We start from the raw sequence: 16,610 nt of genomic DNA, 5'->3' as shown, positions 1-16,610 counted from the left end.
GTCCGAGCCTTCCAGCGCGCGCATGGCGAGATCGTCGTCAAACCCATTTACGGCAATGCGGGCACGGCGGTGTTCAAGCTCGATCCGGACGACGGCAATCTCCCGGCCCTTACCGAACTGTTCGGCCAGGTCTGGGTCGAGCCGTTCATGGTTCAGGCTTTCCTTCCGGACGTCAGCCAGGGCGACAAGCGGATCATCCTGGTCGACGGCGAACCCACAGGCGGCGTCAACCGGCTCCCGAAGAAAGGCGAAATCCGGTCCAACTTCGCGGTCGGCGGATCGGGCGCGGCCTCCGAGCTCACCCCGCGCGAGCTCGAAATCTGCGAGGCGCTGGCGCCGGAGCTCAAGAAACGCGGGCTGCTCTTCGTGGGGATCGACGTGATCGGCGGCTATCTGACCGAGATCAACGTCACCTCGCCGACCGGCATCGTCTCGATCGACGCCTTCAACGGCACCGATACCGGCGCGAAGATCTGGGATGCGATCGAAAGCAAGCTCTAATAGCGGAAATCGTTGGCGATCAGCTTCTTCCAGCGCGCCTGGCGATGCTGGTAGAATTCCCGGACTATGGGCTTGGCGATCGCGTTCAGCACGCCGGCGTCGAAATCGAGTTCGTCGGTATACCGCGTGCGCCCCTCCCCGACCGGCTCGACATAGATCCGGTGATCCCATTTCCGGAAAAACCGGCCATGCCCGTTATCACGCAGGATGCGCGTATCTCCCTGCGGCGGCGGGAATTCAATACCGATCGTCTGAGAGCCAAGCGGCATCGTTCCGAAACCCCGCATAGCGACTTTGTACTCGCCTTCGGCCCATCGTTCGGGAAACTGCGGCGGATCGATCGGATCGAAAGCGATCCGGCCGCGCGTGACGTAGTTAAGCAGCCGGGTCGTGTTCGCTTCCTCCCAGACACGATCCGCCGGGGCGTCGAAAATCGAGGAAATCTTGATCGTCGGCACGGCAGGTCCTTTCCGTCAGGCGCGCGGATGGGCGTTGCGATAGACGTCGAGCAGATGTGCCGCGTCAACCGATGTGTAGATTTGCGTCGAACTGAGGCTGGCATGGCCGAGCAGCTCCTGCAGCGAGCGGAGATCGGCGCCCCGCGCTAGCAAATGCGTCGCGAAGCTGTGGCGCAGGGCATGGGGCGTGGTCTTGCCCGATAGCCCCAGCCGCGCCCGCGCACCGCGCACCGCCCGGCGGACGATATCGCTCCCGAGCGCGCCGCCGCGCGCACCGCGGAACAGCGGATCGTCCCGCCCGACCGGATAGGGGCAGAGCTGCACATAATCCTCGATCGCCTCGCGCACCTTGTCGAGCAGCGGTACGACCCGGGTCTTGTTGCGCTTGCCGGTCACCGACAGCGTCTCGCCGAGCGGCAGCACGGCACCCGTCAGCCCGAGCGCCTCCCCGACCCGCAGCCCCGCGCCGTAGAGCAGCAGCAGCACCGCCCAGTCGCGCGCCGCGATCCAGGGCTCGGCCGCTTGGGCGGCAACGTCCTCGGCGAGCGCCACGGCTTCGTCCGGAGCGATCGGGCGCGGCACGCCGGGTTTGAGTTTCGGCCCCTTGACGCGTGGGATCACCGCCTGTTCCCCCGCCCGTTCGGCCGCGAAGGCGAGAAAACCGCGCAGGGCCGAGAGTTCGCGCGCCGTCGAGCGGTTGGCCAGCCCCTCGTTGCGGCGATGCGCCAGGAACGCCCGCAGATCGGCCGCATCCAGCGCCCGGAGCGTCGCGCCGGTCACCGCCTCGCCGCGATGCCGGCCGAGAAAGGATATAAGCCGGTGTGCGCCGGCCACATAGGCGCGGATCGTATGAGTGGATCGCCGCCGGTCGCGGCCCAGATGCGCCGCCCATTCCCCGGCCAGCGCGGTCGCCGGATGGGCGTCGGGCGTCAGGGCAGCAGCCACCGGCCCAGAAGCCGTGCGAGGCTGTCGCCGAGAAAACGCAGCAGTTCGGCGCCGTGATGGGTTTCCATGCCCTGGCTCTCGCGCTGCCCGAGCGCCAGCAGGCCGGAGGGCAATGGCGCGTCATTGTCGAGGCGGACCAGCGCTTCGGCGCGGACGTAATCCGAGGCCGGGCCGAACAGTGGATGCCCGCGTTCGCAATCGCGCAGCACGACGCCCGCCACATCGGTGGCCGCCTTCTCGATCAGGCGGCGCTCGACGAACTGCATGCCGGCGATATCCGCGCGAACGCCCCGCTCACCCACATAGAGCGCGAGACTGACCGCATCGACGCCGAGAATATCGGGCCATTGTTGGGTGACGATGTGGAGGAGATGGTCGAGCCCTTCCGCGGAGATCGCAGCGAGGACCGCATCGTGGATCGCCGCCGTGGCGCCGGAGTGACCGCGTGCAAAGGCGAGCAGATCGCGATTATCCTCTTCGGCCTGCGCCACCCGGCGCTGCAGCTGCGCGACCGCGCCCGTCTCGAAATCGATCACCGTCCCCATGCGCGGGATTCTAACGCAAACATGGTTAAGAAGATATGAGTTTTTGCGGCTAGAAGACCGCGAACAGCGCAAGCGCGACGACCAGGCCGATCAGCGGCACGATCACGGTCAGCGCGCCGACCGGGCCATAGGCCGCGGCATGGGTTTCGCCGCAGATCGCACGGATGGTGGTGACGACGTAGCCGTTGTGCGGCAGGCTATCGAGCGCGCCAGACGCGATGGCGACCGTGCGGTGCAACTCGTCGGCGCTGGCGCCGGCGGCCAGATAATGCGGCGCGATCAGGGGGAGCGCGATGCTCTGGCCGCCCGATGCGGAGCCGGTCAGGCCGGCAATAACGGTTACCGCGATCGCCGCGCCGATCAGCGGATCGCCAGGCAGATTCTGGACGAGAACCAGCGCCTCCTGGAAAGCGGGCGAAAGCGAGGCGACAGCGCCGAAACCGACCACGGCACAGGTATTGGTGATCGCGACGACCGCTCCGGTCGCGCCCTTGGAAAAGGCCTCGGGCATCTTCCGCCGGCTCTTGAGGCCGACCAGCAGCGCGATGACCGTACCCGCGCCGAGCGCCGCGACCAGCGCCCATTTGTCGAGCGATTCGGCTGGCATGATCGCCGACAAGGGGCCGAGCCGCTGCGGATACTGGAAGATCATGAAAACGCCGAGCACGGCGACCAGCGGCAGTAGGCAGAGAAACGGATTGGGCAGCACCCGGTATTCCTCGACGACGTCGTCGGTATCGCGGCCCTCGAACGTCTCGCCGCGCGCCACGGCCCGCTTCACCATCCATTGCAGCCAGACGAAACCCAGAACCGCCATCAGGATCGCGACCACCAGGCTCACCTCCCAGGCCGCATAGGCCGTGGTGCCCAGATATTGCATCGGGATCAGATTCTGGATTTCGGGCGAGCCCGCGCTCGTCATCGTGAAGGTGACCGATCCGAAACACAGTGCGGCCGGGATGAATCGGCGCGGCAGGTCGGCTTCGCGAAACAGGCTGACCGCCAGAGAATAGACGGAGAAAGCGACGATGAAGACGCTGACCCCACCATAGGTGAGCAGCGCGCAGGCCGCGACGACGGCGAGCACCGCGTGACGGATGCCGATCTTCTCGATGATCCAGTGCGCGACGCTGGCCGCCGCGCCGGACGCGCCCATCACCTCGCCGAAGATCGCGCCCAAGAGGAACATGAAGAACCAGTCGGCGAAAAAGCCGGTGAAACCCGCCATATAGCTCGTCGCGAAATCCGGCGCCTCGGCGGCAGCCAGCGGCGGTAGCCAGGCGATCCCGCTCGTCGCGGCAACGATCGCGGCGGCGACCGGCCCCGCGATCAGGATGTTGACGCCGCGCACCGTCATCCAGATCAACAGCGCCAGCGCGCCTATCAGGCCGATCGTGCTTATCATTCCGGCGAGGCTTAGCCTGTGTCCCGGTCAAGGCAAGGCGATGCGCGCCGTGCCTGTAGACAGACGCCGCGCCCGGCGGCCGTCACGAGCCTTCCGGCGTCGCGCGCTCGACGATCGCGCGGGTGTCGATCGCCGCATCCGATGCGCCATAGGCGAAGGCCGGATGCTCGAACCGCAACCGGCAAAAGGCTTCGGCGACCGGGCTGTCGGCCCCGATCAGGACCGCGCCCTGCGCCGCCACCGCGAGCCGCTCGACGGTGTGGCGCGCCCGATGCTCGGCCGCATTCTCCAGATCCAAGCCGTCGAGCCAGCGATCATAGGCCGGATACCGGCCGCGCGCGGATGCGAGGAATGCCTGCAGCGCGTCGAGCGTCTCCAGCTCGCGCCCCATCGCCCGCAGCACGTCGAGCGCGATCACATTGCCCGAACCTTCCCAGATCGCGTTCAACGGCGACTGGCGGAAGTGGCGCGGCATCGGGCCGGTCTCGACATAACCCGCGCCGCCCAGGCACTCCATGGTCTCGTAAACGAGACCCGGCGCGCGCTTGCACACCCAGTATTTGGCGACGGGAGTGAGCAGCCGGGCCAGCGGTTCCTCGGCATCGAAGGCCGCCGCCAGCCGGAACGCGAGCGCCGTCGCCGCCTCGCTCTCTACCGCAAGGTCGGCGAGGACCGCCGCCATGGCCGGCTGGTCGGCGAGGGCGCGCTGGAAGACCCGGCGATGCGCGGCGTGCCACAAGGCTTCGGCGAGCGCGGCGCGCATCGTCGACGCCGAACCGACCACGCAATCCAGCCGTGTGTGCTGAACCATGCGGATAATGGTCGCTATGCCGCGCCCTTCCTCGCCGAGTTTTTCGGCATAGGCGCCGTGATATTCGACCTCGGACGACGCATTGGACCGGTCGCCGAGTTTGTCCTTCAATCGCATCACCCGAAAGCCGGCATTGCGCTCGCCATCGAGCGTCCAGCGCGGGACGAGGAAGCAGGTCAACCCGCCCTCGGCCTGGGCGAGGGTCAGAAACGCGTCGCACATCGGCGCCGAGCAGAACCATTTGTGACCGGTCAGCCGGTATGCGCCATCGGCCGGTTCCGCCCTGGTCGTGTTCGCGCGGACGTCCGAGCCGCCCTGTTTCTCGGTCATCGCCATGCCGATCGTGACGCCCGCCTTGTCCGGGGCGGGGCGGACGGCGGGATCGTAGCGCGACGCCGTGATGCGGGGAATCCATGTATCGCCGATGTCCGGATCGCGCCCGAGCGCCGCGACGGCGGCATAGGTCATCGTCATCGGACATTGCGTTCCCGCGTCGACCTGCCCGAGCAGAAAGGCCATCGCCGAGTGCAGCACATGTCCGGCTTCGGTGCCGTCCCAGGCGGCCGCCGCGATCCCCTCGTCGAGGCCGAGCGCCATCAGCCCGTGATAGGCCGGATGGAACCGCACCTCGTCGATCCGGCGGCCATAGCGGTCGTGCGTTTCGAGGACGGGCGGGTTCGCGTTCGCCGCGACGCCCCATTCGATCGCCTCCGCCGATCCCGTCCGGCGGCCGAATCCGGTCAGTCGTTCATGATGCGGCCGCCCGCCGGCCATCGTCACCGCATGGACGAGCGCGCGGTCCGAACCGAACCGGTCGAAACCTTCGAGCGGCGGCGGCTGGTTCGTCACGTCATGCGTGTCGAGCATCTCGATGGGACGGAGGCTGGCGGTCATTGGCGCTTTCCCGATTTCAGCCCGATGGGGCGGCGAACTCCGCAAACTCGCTTATCGGGGTGAATTGCGCAAGCGGATCGTCTAGGCTGGCGGCATCCCAGTCAGCTTTTCGGAACGCATTCATGACCAGAATCCTCACCGCACATCTCCGGGACGTCGGCGAAAGCTATGGCGAGCACCTGGTTGCCGCCTCGGGCTTCGGAATGAGAATGATCGCGGCGGGCGCATTATGCGTCCTGCACGGCGTCTTCCCGTTTCTCTGCCAGCAGACGGCGAGCGAGACGGTTCGCCGGCTGCATGACGAGATGGTCGTCAAGCGCCGCCGCGCCTATCAGGAAGACTGGGTTATCTAGACCAATTCAGCAGCAGGAGTTTTGCCGATGCGCGAAGCCGCCATTATCGCCACCGCGCGCACGCCGATCGGCAAGGCCTATCGGGGCGCGTTCAACGCCACCGAAGCGCCCGTGCTGGGCGCGCATGTCGTCAACGCCGCGATCCGGCGCGCGGGCATCGATCCCGAACGGATCGACGACTTCTTCTTCGGCGCCGGCAATCAATGGGGCACGCAGGGCGGCAATCTGGGGCGGATGACCCTGTTCGCGGCGGGCCTGTCCAACACGATCCCGGCCTTCACCCTGGATCGCAAATGCGGATCGGGGCTGACCGCGGTCGCGCTCGCGGCGCGGGCGATCATGTGCGGCGAAATGGATGTCGCGATGGCCGGCGGGATGGAGAGCATCAGCCATACCGTCACCAAGGATGCGCCACGCTATATCAACCAGTCGGTCGTGGAGCGGGTGCCGCACGCCTATATGCCGATGATCGAGACCGCCGAGATCGTCGCCGAGCGCTACGGCATCAGCCGCGAGGCGCAGGACGAGTTCGGCGCCATGAGCCAGCAACGCGCCGTCGCCGCGACCGAAGCGGGGCGGCTCGACGCCGAGATCGTCCCGATCACCGTCGACAGGCAGCTCTACGAAAAAGACGGCAGCAAAGCGGGCACCGAGACGGTGACGCTGAGCCGGGATGAGGGCCTGCGAGCCGGTACGACGGCCGAGGCGCTGGCCGGGCTCAAAACGGTCTGGTCGGACGGCGCCGTGATCAAGGAGGGAAAGCATGTCACCGCGGGCAATGCGAGCCAGCTTTCCGATGGCGCATCGGCGCAGATCCTGATGGATCGGGCGACGGCGGAGGCCGAGGGCAAGGAAGTCCTCGGCATCTATCGCGGTTTCCAGGTCGCCGGCTGCGATCCCGACGAAATGGGCATCGGCCCGGTCTTCGCGATCCCCAAGCTGCTCGAACGGACCGGCGTGTCGATGGACGAGATCGGCCTATGGGAGATCAACGAGGCCTTTGCCAGCCAGTGCCTCCACTGCCGCGACACGCTCGGCATCGATCCGGAGAAGCTCAACGTCGACGGCGGCGCGATCGCGATCGGCCATCCGTTCGGCATGACGGGCAGCCGGCTCGTCGGCCATGCGTTGATCGAAGGTCGCCGCCGCGGAGTGCGCTACGTCGTCGTATCGATGTGCACGGCCGGCGGCATGGGCGCGGCCGGCCTTTTCGAGATCGTGTGACCTGCGTCACAAAGCGAATCGCCGCAATCGCCGATAGCTGTTTCCGGCGATAGCGACACTCCAAAACCTAATCGCCAAGGCCATCATGGTCCATCCGGTTTTATGCGACCCGGCCGGACGCCATGATGGCCTACTTTTTTGGGCCTCAGATGAGCCGCCACACCGTGTTGATGACACTGTGCAGCAGCACCGCCGCCAGGATACTACCGGTGTTCAGCCGCAACCAGGTAAGCAGCAGCCCGAGCGAGCCAGTGATCAGGAATATCTCGATCGCGAAAACGGGTTCCCCACCGGCCCAGAACAGGCTGTGCACGGCCCCGAACATCAGCGATCCGATCAGCGCGGCCCAGCCGAAATTCGCCGCCGCGATCCTGGGGCCCGCGCCGAACGCCTTGATCAGGCAGAAGAGCAGGATTCCCCGATAGAAAAGCTCTTCCTCGATGCTGGGCATGGTGAGCTGATAGGCGATCGCTTCGCCATCGAACGGCGGCGTTTCGATCATCAGCGCGATGACGATATCGATGATGCACAGGATCGCGAAGGCAATCCAGCCGATATGCGCCCCTTTCGCCTGTTTGAACGTGATCCCGGCCTCGCGCCGGTCGACAAGGCCGAACGCGAGTATCGTCAGCGAGACGATGAGCGCCAATATCTTGCCAACCCAGTTAAATTGCAGTTCGGGATTGCCCGTTAAATCCAGTAGCGCCGCATTGAGCCCGAAAAAATCGAGCACCAGCGCCACGTTAAGGTTGAACAACAAGATCGCGGCCGCAAACCAGCGGATGTTGAAATGCGTACGCGTGAACAGCGCGCCGATACCGCCGAGTATCAGAAAAACGCCATTCCAGAGCAGCGCGCTGAGCGGATAGCTGACGACACCCACATCCATGATTCTCTTCCCCCATAAGCTGCCCTGCACAAACGGGCTTGCACGCGCCCCATCCGTCCGCCAAGATCGATTACAGCAATTTATTATTATTTTACGATAATTTATTTCTTTTGGAGGCAAGATAGCGCGGATGTCAATAGCACCGAACCGGATCCGGTCGGCGAGCCGGATATTCATCGTCGTGATCCCGCTCATCGCCGCGCTCGCGCTGGCGGGCGTGGTCCTGTTCTGGGGGTTCGGCGTGGAGCGCATCGGCAACGATGCGCTCGGCCGGAACTTCATCGTCCTGTTCGAGGATGCGCCCCTGCCTGAGCGCCGCATCTACGGACTTGGCGCGTCGCTTCCGGTGCTGTTCTTCTGGTTCTGTGCGTCTTGGCATCTGTTCGAGATGTTTCGCAATTTTCTCGCCGGCCAGCTGGTCGGCCTGGCGACGGTCCGGCGGCTTCGCGCCTATGCGCTCTATTCCGCGCTCGCCGTCCTGTCCGCCTTTGCGCTAAGCGGGGTGATGCGCTGGGCCATGGGCTATTTCGATGACGCGCCGCTCTGGACGCATCTTGGCTTCTCGGTAATCCACGCAGCCATGCTGTTTTCCTCCGCCATCATCTATGCGGCGTCGCACATCGTCGAACAGGGCTATGCGTATAAGAGGGAAACCGAAGACTATGTGTGACGCATGGCGATAATCGTCACGCTCGACGTCATGCTGGCGCGCCGCAAGATGAAGTCGAAAGAGCTGGCGCAGGCAATCGGAATCACCGAGGCGAACCTGTCGAAACTCAAATCCGGTAGCGTGAAAGGCGTAAAGCTCGACACGCTGAACAAGATCTGCCGCATACTCGAATGCGCGCCGGGCGATTTGCTTGAATATGTGCCGGACGAGGAGGCGCCGGAATAGCGCGCGACCGGTTATATTGTTGACAATAAGGGGAAAATGGTGGGCACGGCTGGGATTGAACCAGCGACCCCTGCGATGTCAACACAGTGCTCTACCACTGAGCTACGCGCCCACGCGAAGGCGCTATCTAGTGGAGCGCTTGCCTCTGCGCAACCGCTGATTTCAAAGTCCTGAAGCGTCGCCCACTTCGAACATGCGATCCACCTCGAGCACCAGATCGCGCAGGTGAAACGGCTTTGACAACACCTTGGCATTGGGCGGCGTCTTGTTGTTCTTCAACGCGACCGCGGCAAAGCCGGTGATGAACATCACGCGCATATCGGGGGCGATGTTCGATGCTTCCTGCGCGAGCTCGATCCCGTCCATGCCGGGCATGACGATGTCGGTCAGCAACAGGTCGTAGCGGTCCTTCCGGAGCATCGGCAGCGCCGTTACCCCCGAATCCGCGGTATCGACGGCATAACCCGTCCGTTCGAGCGCGCGTTTCAGATATTCGCGCATCGACGTGTCGTCCTCGGCCAAAAGGATACGGATCATTGTCGTCCCATCACCTGTCTTCACGCCACCCCCTGGCGCATCCGTTGGGGAGTATAGAACATAGCCCTTAAAATTTTCCAGCCTCCGATCAATTTTCGGGCATCTTGCCATGGCGCGGGCGGGATAATAGTGCTCGAAGCATGGAAGTTTGCGGATCTCCGCCCGATTATGTCCGCCAGCTCGGACCCGAAAATCCGCAAAGGCCGGTCATACTGTCCGTACCGCACTCCGGTCGCCACTATCCGAAGACTCTGCTGGAAACCGCGCGGCTGGACGAAATGCGCCTGCGGTCGCTCGAAGACCGCCATGTCGATACGCTCGTCGCGCCCCTCGCAGAACGGGGCTATTCGGTGGTCATCGGCGAAGTCGCGCGGGCCTGGATCGACCTCAACCGCTCGGAACGCGAAATCGATCCCGCCATGGTTGCGCCCCGTCCCAAACCGTCGGGCCTCGACATTACCGCGAAGGTGCGGGGCGGGCTCGGTCTCGTCCCGCGCAGGCTGGCCCAGCACGGCAATATCTATCGGCATCCGATTGCGCATCGCGATCTGTCCGACCGGATCCGGTTCGCCCACCGGCCCTATCATGCGCTTGTCTCCGACATGCTTGCGGCCGCGCGCCGACGGTTCGGAATTGCGTTGCTGCTCGATTGCCACTCCATGCCGCCGTTGCGGCCGAAGGATGGGGAAGCGTCTGCCGAAATCGTGCTCGGCGACCGCCACGGCCGCAGTGCCGCGCCGGCCTTCGCGGCCCGCGCCGCGGAAATTTGCCGCGATCTGGGCTTTCGAACGGCGCTCAACACCCCCTATGCCGGCGGCCACATCCTGGCCCGGCACGGCAAGCCCGAGCGCGATATTCACGGCTTGCAGATCGAAATATGCCGCTCTCTCTACCTGGACCCCGACCATGACCAGCCGAAGCCCGCGATCGATCGTGTCACCGAAGCCGTTGCGGCCATAGCGGACGGTCTGGCCGACGAAGCCCTTTCGCCGCCCGACGCGCTCGCCGCCGAATAAAAAACCGCCCCGCGCAGGGGTAGCGCGAGGCGGCCAGGTTCAGGGAGGGGGCGCATCAGGCGATGCGCCCACACTGGCTGCGAAAGGGGGGCACGCAGCCATGTGCCTTCCCAAGATATTAACGACTTCGCAGGGTTTCAAGCGGCGACGGAAAACGCCGCGGAAACGGCGGCTTCGCGCTAATTCTGCTCCATGCCCTGCGGGACGTTGGCGTCCGGCTGGGGCGGCACTTTGCCTTGCTGGAGCTGCATCGCGAAAATATCGCGGACGAGCTGCAGGGACATCATATGCGCATAGATCAGCGGCATCATCCCGCTCTGCACGAATTTGCGCGCCTGATCGCCGCGGATTTCCTTGAGCTTTTCTTCATTGACCATCTGGAAACCGCGATAGACGAACGGCTTGTCGGAATTCGGCGTATCGATCGAGACTTCGCCTTCCATCAGCAACTCCGCCTTGACCAGTTCCTCGACGAACGCGACGGTCCGGTGGCCGGAGGTCTCGACCTGCTCGCAGAACTGCAACAGGCTCTTCGTCGTTTCGGACGCGTCGGCGCCGTCGAACAGCGGCTCGCCTTCATCATATTCGCCGATGATATCGGTGGTCGGATCGAAGCAGAGCGACAGCTCTTCCGAATCCGCGCGCAATTTGGCGAGAAGAAACGGGTAGCGCCGGGCATAGGCCGGCATGTAGACCGGATTTCCGGCGAGCTCGCCTTCCTCGTTGAGGAACACGTTGACGCCCTGGTTGAGGCCCATCAGCGCGAGCGGAACCGGATTTTCGCCGGAGGAGAAGACAATCGGCATATGGCGCTGCACGACGACGAATTCGTCGATCGTCACCGGAACGGCGTGCGTTTCGGCGAGGAACGGCATCTTGGGCCGAACCTGTAATTTGTAGGCCGCGTGATCCTGGCTCGAGAGCGGAATGACGTCATTGTACAACAGCGGAAAATTCTGCTGCGGGGCAGCGCTAGCCATGAAATATCTCCTGTGGCCGGAATAAGGGAGAGCCGCCAACCAAATCAGCGGCTCTGATTGCCCTGCCCTCTATGGATTCTCGGCGGGATTCGCAAGCGGCACGAGCTTGCCCGGGTTCATAATCCCCCGCGGATCGAGCGCGCGCTTGATCGCCCTCAGCGCCGCAAGCCGGGCCGGATCCGCAAGCCTCTCGAATTCGGCCAGTTTGAGTTGGCCGATCCCGTGCTCGGCCGACAGCGAACCGCCGGCATCCCGGGTCAGGTCATGGACGAAACGGCTCACCGCATCGCCGGTCTCGGCGAACCAGGCGGCGTCATCGCTTCCGGCCGGGGCACGCACGTTGAAATGGACGTTGCCGTCGCCGAGATGGCCGAACGCGATCACGCGCGCGCCCGCGAATTGCCGCTCGACCGCGGCAGTGGCGGTTTCGATGAATCCGGGCATTGCGGAGACCGGCACCGATACATCGTGTTTGGCGGCCATCCCGTCGACCCTTTCGGCCTCCGAAATCACTTCGCGCAATTTCCAGAAATCCGCTGCCTGGCGCTCGCTTTCGGCGATCGTCGCATCGGCGACAAGACCGTCGTCCAGCGCCTTGGCCAAAGCGGCCTCGGAGCGCGCGCGCAGCTCGTCCGCGCTGTTCGCCGTGCGCGATTCTATCAGCACGTGCCAGCGATGGCTGCCGGCCAGCGGCGCCCGCGTACGGGGGATATGTTCGAGCACGAGGGCCAACGCCGCATCGGGCACGAGCTCGAAGCTTTCGACCGCATCGCCCAACGCCGCCTCGAGCGCGCGCAGCAGCGCCAACGCCTTTTCCGCCGATTCCAGGCCCGCCCAGGCGACCGTCCGGTGCGGCGCGGCCGGCACGAGCTTCAGACTGGCAGCGGTGATCACGCCCAGCGTCCCTTCCGAACCGGCAAGCAGCTGCCGCAGGTCATAGCCGCGATTGTCCTTGCGCAGGGTCGACAGGCCGTCGAACAGGCTGCCGTCCGGCAAGACGGCTTCGATACCGAGCGTCAGCGCGCGCATCGGACCGAAGCGCAGGACCTGCGTGCCGCCCGCATTGGTGGCGATCAGCCCGCCGACGGTCGCGCTGTCCTTGGCGCCGAGCGAGAGCGGGAAGCGGCTGCCATGCTCCTCCGCGGCGGCATGGACCGCACTGAGTATCGCGCCCGCCTCGGCCGTCAGGCTGTTGTCGGCGGGATCGACGGACCGGATCGCATGCATCCGGCGCAGCGACAGCAGGATCGCCCGATCGTCGGGTCGCGGAACGCCGCCCGCCACCATACCCGTGTTGCCACCCTGCGGAACCAATGCGATCCCTGCCTCGCCCGCCAGCCGGACGATCGCCTGGACTTCCGCCACGCTCCCCGGCGAAGCCAGGGCCAGCGCGCTCCCGGTCACCCGGCCCCGCCAGTCGGTGAGCCAGGGCGCCAGATCGTCGGCGGTCGTGGCGAGCGCTGCCGCCCCCAGAATCGCACCCAGCCGTTCGAGAATTGTCCGATCGTCCATCCTGATCGACGATAGCTGCTCGGCGATGGCAGGCCAATTCATCTTCGGTTAAACGCGAACGGCGGAAAAGACGCACAACGATAGTGGAAAACCGTTCGTGTCGATTTTTGGTGCTACCTTATTGCTGCTGACCGCATCGGCGGGGCCCGCGACCGCCCCGATGCAGATGGCCATGCAGACCGTCGAACGGCGCATCATCATCCGCATACCGACCCGTCCGACGCTGCGTCCGCGGCGGCGGGCGCCCTCCGGCATCGTCTGGCGGGAACGGCCGACGGACGATTGCCAGCCCGTTTCCGGGATTGCGCGCGCCCGGTTCACGCGCCCCGGCGTTGTGGACCTGTTGATGCAGGATCGCAGCCTGGTCCGCGCCCGCCTCGATTCCGAATGCGTGGCGCTCGGCTATTATTCGGCATTCTATCTGGTTCCGGGCGAGGACGGACGGATTTGCGCGGCCCGCGACACGATCGTGTCGCGCGCGGGAAACGAATGCGCGATATCGGGCTTTCACATATTGGAGCCGCGCCGGACGGATTGACGGTTTCGCCCGCTTTCGCTTGACTTTTCAGCCCCCAGCGCGCAATCGCCAGCCGCGAACGCGCGCCGCATACAGACCGCGCATAATCAACGCATTTCGGATATTTTATGAACTTTGCCGATCTCGGCCTTTCCGACGAATTACTGCGCGCCGTCAACGATGCGGGGTATACCGAGCCGACGCCGATCCAGGCCGAGGCGATTCCGCCCGTCCTGATGATGAAGGATCTCGTTGGCATCGCCCAGACGGGAACCGGCAAGACGGCCAGCTTCGTGCTGCCGATGATCGATATCCTGAGCCACGGCCGCAGCCGCGCGCGGATGCCGCGCTCGCTGATCCTCGAGCCGACGCGCGAACTCGCCGCGCAGGTCGCCGAGAACTTCGAGAAATACGGCAAATATCAGAAGCTCGAAATGGCGCTCCTCATCGGCGGCGTCAGCATGGGCGACCAGATGAAGGCGCTCGAAAAGGGCGTCGACGTGCTGATCGCCACGCCCGGCCGTCTGATGGACCTGTTCGATCGCGGCAAGATCCTGCTGTCGGGCTGCGACATCCTCGTCATCGACGAGGCCGACCGGATGCTCGACATGGGATTCATCCCCGATATCGAGAGCATCTGCCAGAAGCTGCCCGCCAATCGCCAGACGCTGCTCTTTTCGGCAACCATGCCGCCGCCGATCAAGAAACTTTCGGACAAGTTTCTCAGCAACCCGAAGCAGATCGAGGTGGCGCGCCCGGCAACGGCCGCGACCAACATCGCCCAACGGCTCGTCGAAACCAGCGCGCGCACGAAGAAAACGACGCTCAAAAAGCTGTTGCGCAGCGAGGATATCAGCACGGCGATCATCTTCTCGAACCGCAAGACGACCGTTCGCGACCTCCAGAAGGACCTGCAACAGGCCGGGTTCAAGGCGGGCCAGATCCACGGCGATATGAGCCAGCCGGAACGGATGAGGGAACTCGATCTCTTCAAGGCGGGCGAGATCAACATCCTCGTCGCCTCCGACGTCGCCGCGCGCGGACTCGACATCAAGGGCGTCAGCCATGTGTTCAACTATGACGCGCCCTGGCATCCCGACGATTACATCCATCGCATCGGCCGCACGGGCCGCGCCGGCGCAACCGGCACCGCGATCACCCTGGTCACGCCGTCCGACGCCGAGGCGATCGAGAATATCGAGAAGCTGACCGGCCAGGCGATCGACCGGGAAGGCGCGGACAAGAGCAGACCGGCGCCGAAGGCCGATGACACCGGCGCGGACGACGCGGCGCGGGACGAGAAGCCGAAAAGCAAGGCCAAACCCCGTTCACGGGCGAAGCCCAAGCCAGATACACAGAACACTCCTCCCCCGCCCGAAGCCGAGAAAGCGCGCCCGAAAAAGGCGGACAAGCCCGAAAGCCGGAAGGCCTCCGAACCGCAAGAGGACGATGAGGACTGGAACGGTCCGCTGCCCGGATTCCTCAACGTCAAACTCGGCGGCTAGAGGCCCTTCCACGCCGCCACCCGCTGCTTGCTTGCCGTTAACGTCAATCCGTTCTACATTGCAACGGATTTGGCGGAGAATGGCTTGATGGCACGCGAAGACGCACCCGAACATTTTGACGTCGTCGTCGTCGGCGCCGGGATTTCCGGCATCGGGGCGGGCTATTATCTGCAGCGCGATTGCCCGCAGAAAAGCTACGTCATCCTCGAAGGCCGCGAGAATATCGGCGGTACCTGGGACCTGTTCCGCTACCCCGGCATCCGCTCGGATTCCGACATGTTCACGCTCGGCTACACGTTCAAGCCGTGGACGGCACAGAAGGCGATCGCGGACGGCCCCTCGATCCTCGAATATCTCGACGAGACGGCGGATCAATATGACATTCGCGACAAGATCCGGTTCAAACATCATGTGAAAGGTGCCGAATGGTCGTCCGAGGATGCGCGCTGGCTGGTCGAGGCCGAGCGCGACGGCGAGACCGTCTGGATCAGCTGCAATTTCCTCTTCATGTGCACCGGCTATTACAATTACGAAGCAGGCTACACGCCCGACTGGCAGGATTTCGACCGCTATCAGGGCGAAATCGTCCATCCGCAGCACTGGCCGCAAGACCTGGACTATTCCGGCAAGCGCGTCGTCGTGATCGGATCGGGCGCGACGGCAGTGACACTCGTCCCCGCGATGATCGACGGCGACGGCCCGCCGGAGCATGTGACGATGCTCCAGCGCTCGCCCACCTACATGATCTCGCGCCCGTCGGAGGACGCGATGGCCAACTTCCTGCGCAAGTGGCTGCCGTCGCAATTCGCCTATAATCTGATCCGCTGGCGCAACACGCTGCTCCAGCACATCGTTTTCCGGCGCGCGCGCAACAAGCCGGAAAAGGTCAAAACCTTCCTGCTGGACAAGGTGCAGGACGAGCTCGGCCCCGAATACGACATCTCCACCCACTTCACGCCGAGCTACAACCCCTGGGAACAGCGCCTCTGTCTCGTCCCGGACAGCGATTTCTTCCGGGTGATCCGCGACGGCAGGGCGTCGGTCGAGACGGGCCATATCGACCGTTTCACCGAGCGCGGCATCCGCCTGCAATCGGGCGGGGAGCTCGAGGCCGATATCGTCGTCACCGCCACCGGGCTCGACCTGCAGATGGCCGGCGGGGCCGAGATCACGGTCGACGGCCAGCCGATCAATTTCGGCGACAAGATCACCTACAAGGCGATGATGTTCGACGACGTGCCGAACCTCGCCTTCTCCTTCGGCTACACCAACGCCTCCTGGACGCTGCGCGCGGATCTGACCTGCGAATATGTCGCCCGGCTGCTCAACTATATGGACGCCAACGGCGTACAGATCGCAGTGCCGCGCCTGCCCGAGGACGAGCCGGTCGAACGCCGGCCCTGGGTCGATTTCTCGTCGGGCTATTTCAAGCGCGCCGAGGACAAGCTGCCGGCGCAGGGCGATCGCGGCGTGTGGCGCAATCTCCAGAACTATCGCAAGGACGTGAAGGAATTGCGCGAGGCGCCGATCGCCGACAAGGCGATGGTCTTCGCCGAAGCCGGTACGATCACGTTCGGCCCGGCGAAGAAAACGGAACCCGCCGCGATCGCCGCGGAATAGGCG

17 protein-coding genes, 1 tRNA gene and 1 pseudogene are annotated in these 16,610 nt (G+C 64.8%); 9 read left to right on the top strand and 10 right to left on the bottom strand.

Translation table 11 applies throughout. From position 1 onward, the window contains the following. A pseudogene (locus ACTS1X_RS08285) lies at positions 1-501 on the top strand (glutathione synthase); the annotation flags it as partial. On the opposite strand, the gene ACTS1X_RS08280 reads toward ACTS1X_RS08285, so the two are convergent. The 5 genes from ACTS1X_RS08280 to ACTS1X_RS08260 all read right to left on the bottom strand — a co-directional run bounded on the left by ACTS1X_RS08280 (position 498) and on the right by ACTS1X_RS08260 (position 5,559). Further along, positions 498-959 carry a hypothetical protein gene (locus ACTS1X_RS08280; RefSeq protein WP_442613915.1) on the bottom strand — a complete coding sequence of 154 codons (462 nt, stop codon included), beginning with the start codon at positions 957-959 and terminating at the stop codon, positions 498-500. The pseudogene ACTS1X_RS08285 and the gene ACTS1X_RS08280 sit on opposite strands and share 4 nt — an antisense overlap. 15 nt (positions 960-974) lie before the next feature. Further along, positions 975-1,904: a tyrosine recombinase XerC gene (locus tag ACTS1X_RS08275; RefSeq protein ID WP_442613914.1), complete on the bottom strand. Its 930-nt coding sequence runs from the start codon at positions 1,902-1,904 to the stop codon at positions 975-977. Beyond that, positions 1,889-2,449, bottom strand: coding sequence for a DUF484 family protein (locus ACTS1X_RS08270; RefSeq protein WP_442613913.1), 561 nt, complete (start codon positions 2,447-2,449; stop codon positions 1,889-1,891). The genes ACTS1X_RS08275 and ACTS1X_RS08270 overlap by 16 nt, the downstream gene beginning before the upstream one ends. 49 nt (positions 2,450-2,498) lie before the next feature. Next, positions 2,499-3,854: a GntP family permease gene (locus ACTS1X_RS08265; protein ID WP_442613912.1), complete on the bottom strand. Its 1,356-nt coding sequence runs from the start codon at positions 3,852-3,854 to the stop codon at positions 2,499-2,501. 82 nt (positions 3,855-3,936) lie between these two features. After that, positions 3,937-5,559: an acyl-CoA dehydrogenase family protein gene (locus tag ACTS1X_RS08260; RefSeq protein WP_442613911.1), complete on the bottom strand. Its 1,623-nt coding sequence runs from the start codon at positions 5,557-5,559 to the stop codon at positions 3,937-3,939. Positions 5,560-5,681: 122 nt separating this feature from the next. Here ACTS1X_RS08260 and ACTS1X_RS08255 point away from each other — a divergent pair, with 122 nt between their 5' ends. Further along, positions 5,682-5,912: a DUF6356 family protein gene (locus ACTS1X_RS08255; protein ID WP_442613910.1), complete on the top strand. Its 231-nt coding sequence runs from the start codon at positions 5,682-5,684 to the stop codon at positions 5,910-5,912. Positions 5,913-5,939: 27 nt separating this feature from the next. After that, a complete protein-coding gene (locus ACTS1X_RS08250) occupies positions 5,940-7,136 on the top strand; it encodes a thiolase family protein (protein WP_442613909.1) in 1,197 nt (398 codons plus the stop codon). A 145-nt stretch (positions 7,137-7,281) separates the two neighbouring features. Here the strand turns inward: ACTS1X_RS08250 and ACTS1X_RS08245 are convergent, their stop codons facing one another. After that, positions 7,282-8,025: a CPBP family glutamic-type intramembrane protease gene (locus ACTS1X_RS08245; protein ID WP_442613908.1), complete on the bottom strand. Its 744-nt coding sequence runs from the start codon at positions 8,023-8,025 to the stop codon at positions 7,282-7,284. 130 nt (positions 8,026-8,155) lie between these two features. Between ACTS1X_RS08245 and ACTS1X_RS08240 the strand changes: the two genes are divergently transcribed. Further along, complete coding sequence (locus tag ACTS1X_RS08240; protein ID WP_442613907.1) at positions 8,156-8,695, top strand: hypothetical protein; 540 nt, start codon at positions 8,156-8,158, stop codon at positions 8,693-8,695. Positions 8,696-8,698: 3 nt separating this feature from the next. Further along, positions 8,699-8,920, top strand: a complete 222-nt coding sequence (locus ACTS1X_RS08235; protein WP_442613906.1) for a helix-turn-helix domain-containing protein — start codon at positions 8,699-8,701, stop codon at positions 8,918-8,920. Between the two features lie 37 nt (positions 8,921-8,957). Here ACTS1X_RS08235 and ACTS1X_RS08230 read toward each other — a convergent pair. Together ACTS1X_RS08230 and cpdR are read right to left on the bottom strand one after the other, a co-directional pair. Further along, a tRNA-Val gene (locus ACTS1X_RS08230) sits at positions 8,958-9,032 on the bottom strand. A gap of 50 nt (positions 9,033-9,082) precedes the next feature. Continuing rightward, positions 9,083-9,457 (bottom strand): cell cycle two-component system response regulator CpdR, encoded by a 375-nt coding sequence (cpdR, locus tag ACTS1X_RS08225; RefSeq protein WP_442613905.1) that lies wholly within the window; start codon positions 9,455-9,457, stop codon positions 9,083-9,085. A 140-nt stretch (positions 9,458-9,597) separates the two neighbouring features. On the opposite strand from cpdR, the gene ACTS1X_RS08220 reads away from it, so the two are divergent. After that, entirely contained in the window at positions 9,598-10,473 is an 876-nt protein-coding gene (locus tag ACTS1X_RS08220; protein WP_442613904.1) for an N-formylglutamate amidohydrolase, read from the top strand. A gap of 179 nt (positions 10,474-10,652) precedes the next feature. On the opposite strand, the gene ACTS1X_RS08215 is transcribed toward ACTS1X_RS08220, so the two are convergent. Beyond that, positions 10,653-11,453, bottom strand: a complete 801-nt coding sequence (locus ACTS1X_RS08215; RefSeq protein WP_442613903.1) for a SapC family protein — start codon at positions 11,451-11,453, stop codon at positions 10,653-10,655. A 69-nt stretch (positions 11,454-11,522) separates the two neighbouring features. Beyond that, positions 11,523-12,965 (bottom strand): FAD-binding oxidoreductase, encoded by a 1,443-nt coding sequence (locus tag ACTS1X_RS08210; protein WP_442613902.1) that lies wholly within the window; start codon positions 12,963-12,965, stop codon positions 11,523-11,525. Positions 12,966-13,131: 166 nt separating this feature from the next. Between ACTS1X_RS08210 and ACTS1X_RS08205 the strand changes: the two genes are divergently transcribed. The 3 genes from ACTS1X_RS08205 (at position 13,132) to ACTS1X_RS08195 (ending at position 16,607) form a co-directional block, all read left to right on the top strand. Next, the gene (locus ACTS1X_RS08205) at positions 13,132-13,503 is read left to right on the top strand and encodes a hypothetical protein (protein ID WP_442613901.1); all 372 of its coding nucleotides are present in this window, start codon (positions 13,132-13,134) and stop codon (positions 13,501-13,503) included. 107 nt (positions 13,504-13,610) lie between these two features. Continuing rightward, on the top strand, positions 13,611-14,987 hold the full coding sequence (locus tag ACTS1X_RS08200; protein ID WP_442613900.1) for a DEAD/DEAH box helicase: 1,377 nt from the start codon (positions 13,611-13,613) through the stop codon (positions 14,985-14,987). 87 nt (positions 14,988-15,074) lie between these two features. Beyond that, positions 15,075-16,607 (top strand): flavin-containing monooxygenase, encoded by a 1,533-nt coding sequence (locus ACTS1X_RS08195; RefSeq protein WP_442613899.1) that lies wholly within the window; start codon positions 15,075-15,077, stop codon positions 16,605-16,607. Positions 16,608-16,610 lie beyond the last annotated feature (3 nt).

It is taken from the genome of Parasphingopyxis sp. (genome assembly GCF_052168275.1).
In the GTDB taxonomy this organism is placed as follows: domain Bacteria; phylum Pseudomonadota; class Alphaproteobacteria; order Sphingomonadales; family Sphingomonadaceae; genus Parasphingopyxis.
This window is presented reverse-complemented; position numbering and strand designations above follow the sequence as displayed.

What these genes read in the sequence shown, in the direction of transcription:
- ACTS1X_RS08270 (WP_442613913.1), bottom strand. Translation starts at nt 2,449, where the DNA reads ATGGGGACGGTGATCGATTTCGAGACGGGCGCGGTCGCGCAGCTGCAG.
- ACTS1X_RS08265 (WP_442613912.1), bottom strand. Translation starts at nt 3,854, where the DNA reads ATGATAAGCACGATCGGCCTGATAGGCGCGCTGGCGCTGTTGATCTGG.
- ACTS1X_RS08260 (WP_442613911.1), bottom strand. Translation starts at nt 5,559, where the DNA reads ATGACCGCCAGCCTCCGTCCCATCGAGATGCTCGACACGCATGACGTG.
- ACTS1X_RS08255 (WP_442613910.1), top strand. Translation starts at nt 5,682, where the DNA reads ATGACCAGAATCCTCACCGCACATCTCCGGGACGTCGGCGAAAGCTAT.
- ACTS1X_RS08250 (WP_442613909.1), top strand. Translation starts at nt 5,940, where the DNA reads ATGCGCGAAGCCGCCATTATCGCCACCGCGCGCACGCCGATCGGCAAG.
- ACTS1X_RS08245 (WP_442613908.1), bottom strand. Translation starts at nt 8,025, where the DNA reads ATGGATGTGGGTGTCGTCAGCTATCCGCTCAGCGCGCTGCTCTGGAAT.
- ACTS1X_RS08240 (WP_442613907.1), top strand. Translation starts at nt 8,156, where the DNA reads ATGTCAATAGCACCGAACCGGATCCGGTCGGCGAGCCGGATATTCATC.
- ACTS1X_RS08235 (WP_442613906.1), top strand. Translation starts at nt 8,699, where the DNA reads ATGGCGATAATCGTCACGCTCGACGTCATGCTGGCGCGCCGCAAGATG.
- cpdR (WP_442613905.1), bottom strand. Translation starts at nt 9,457, where the DNA reads ATGATCCGTATCCTTTTGGCCGAGGACGACACGTCGATGCGCGAATAT.
- ACTS1X_RS08220 (WP_442613904.1), top strand. Translation starts at nt 9,598, where the DNA reads ATGGAAGTTTGCGGATCTCCGCCCGATTATGTCCGCCAGCTCGGACCC.
- ACTS1X_RS08215 (WP_442613903.1), bottom strand. Translation starts at nt 11,453, where the DNA reads ATGGCTAGCGCTGCCCCGCAGCAGAATTTTCCGCTGTTGTACAATGAC.
- ACTS1X_RS08210 (WP_442613902.1), bottom strand. Translation starts at nt 12,965, where the DNA reads ATGGACGATCGGACAATTCTCGAACGGCTGGGTGCGATTCTGGGGGCG.
- ACTS1X_RS08205 (WP_442613901.1), top strand. Translation starts at nt 13,132, where the DNA reads ATGGCCATGCAGACCGTCGAACGGCGCATCATCATCCGCATACCGACC.
- ACTS1X_RS08200 (WP_442613900.1), top strand. Translation starts at nt 13,611, where the DNA reads ATGAACTTTGCCGATCTCGGCCTTTCCGACGAATTACTGCGCGCCGTC.
- ACTS1X_RS08195 (WP_442613899.1), top strand. Translation starts at nt 15,075, where the DNA reads ATGGCACGCGAAGACGCACCCGAACATTTTGACGTCGTCGTCGTCGGC.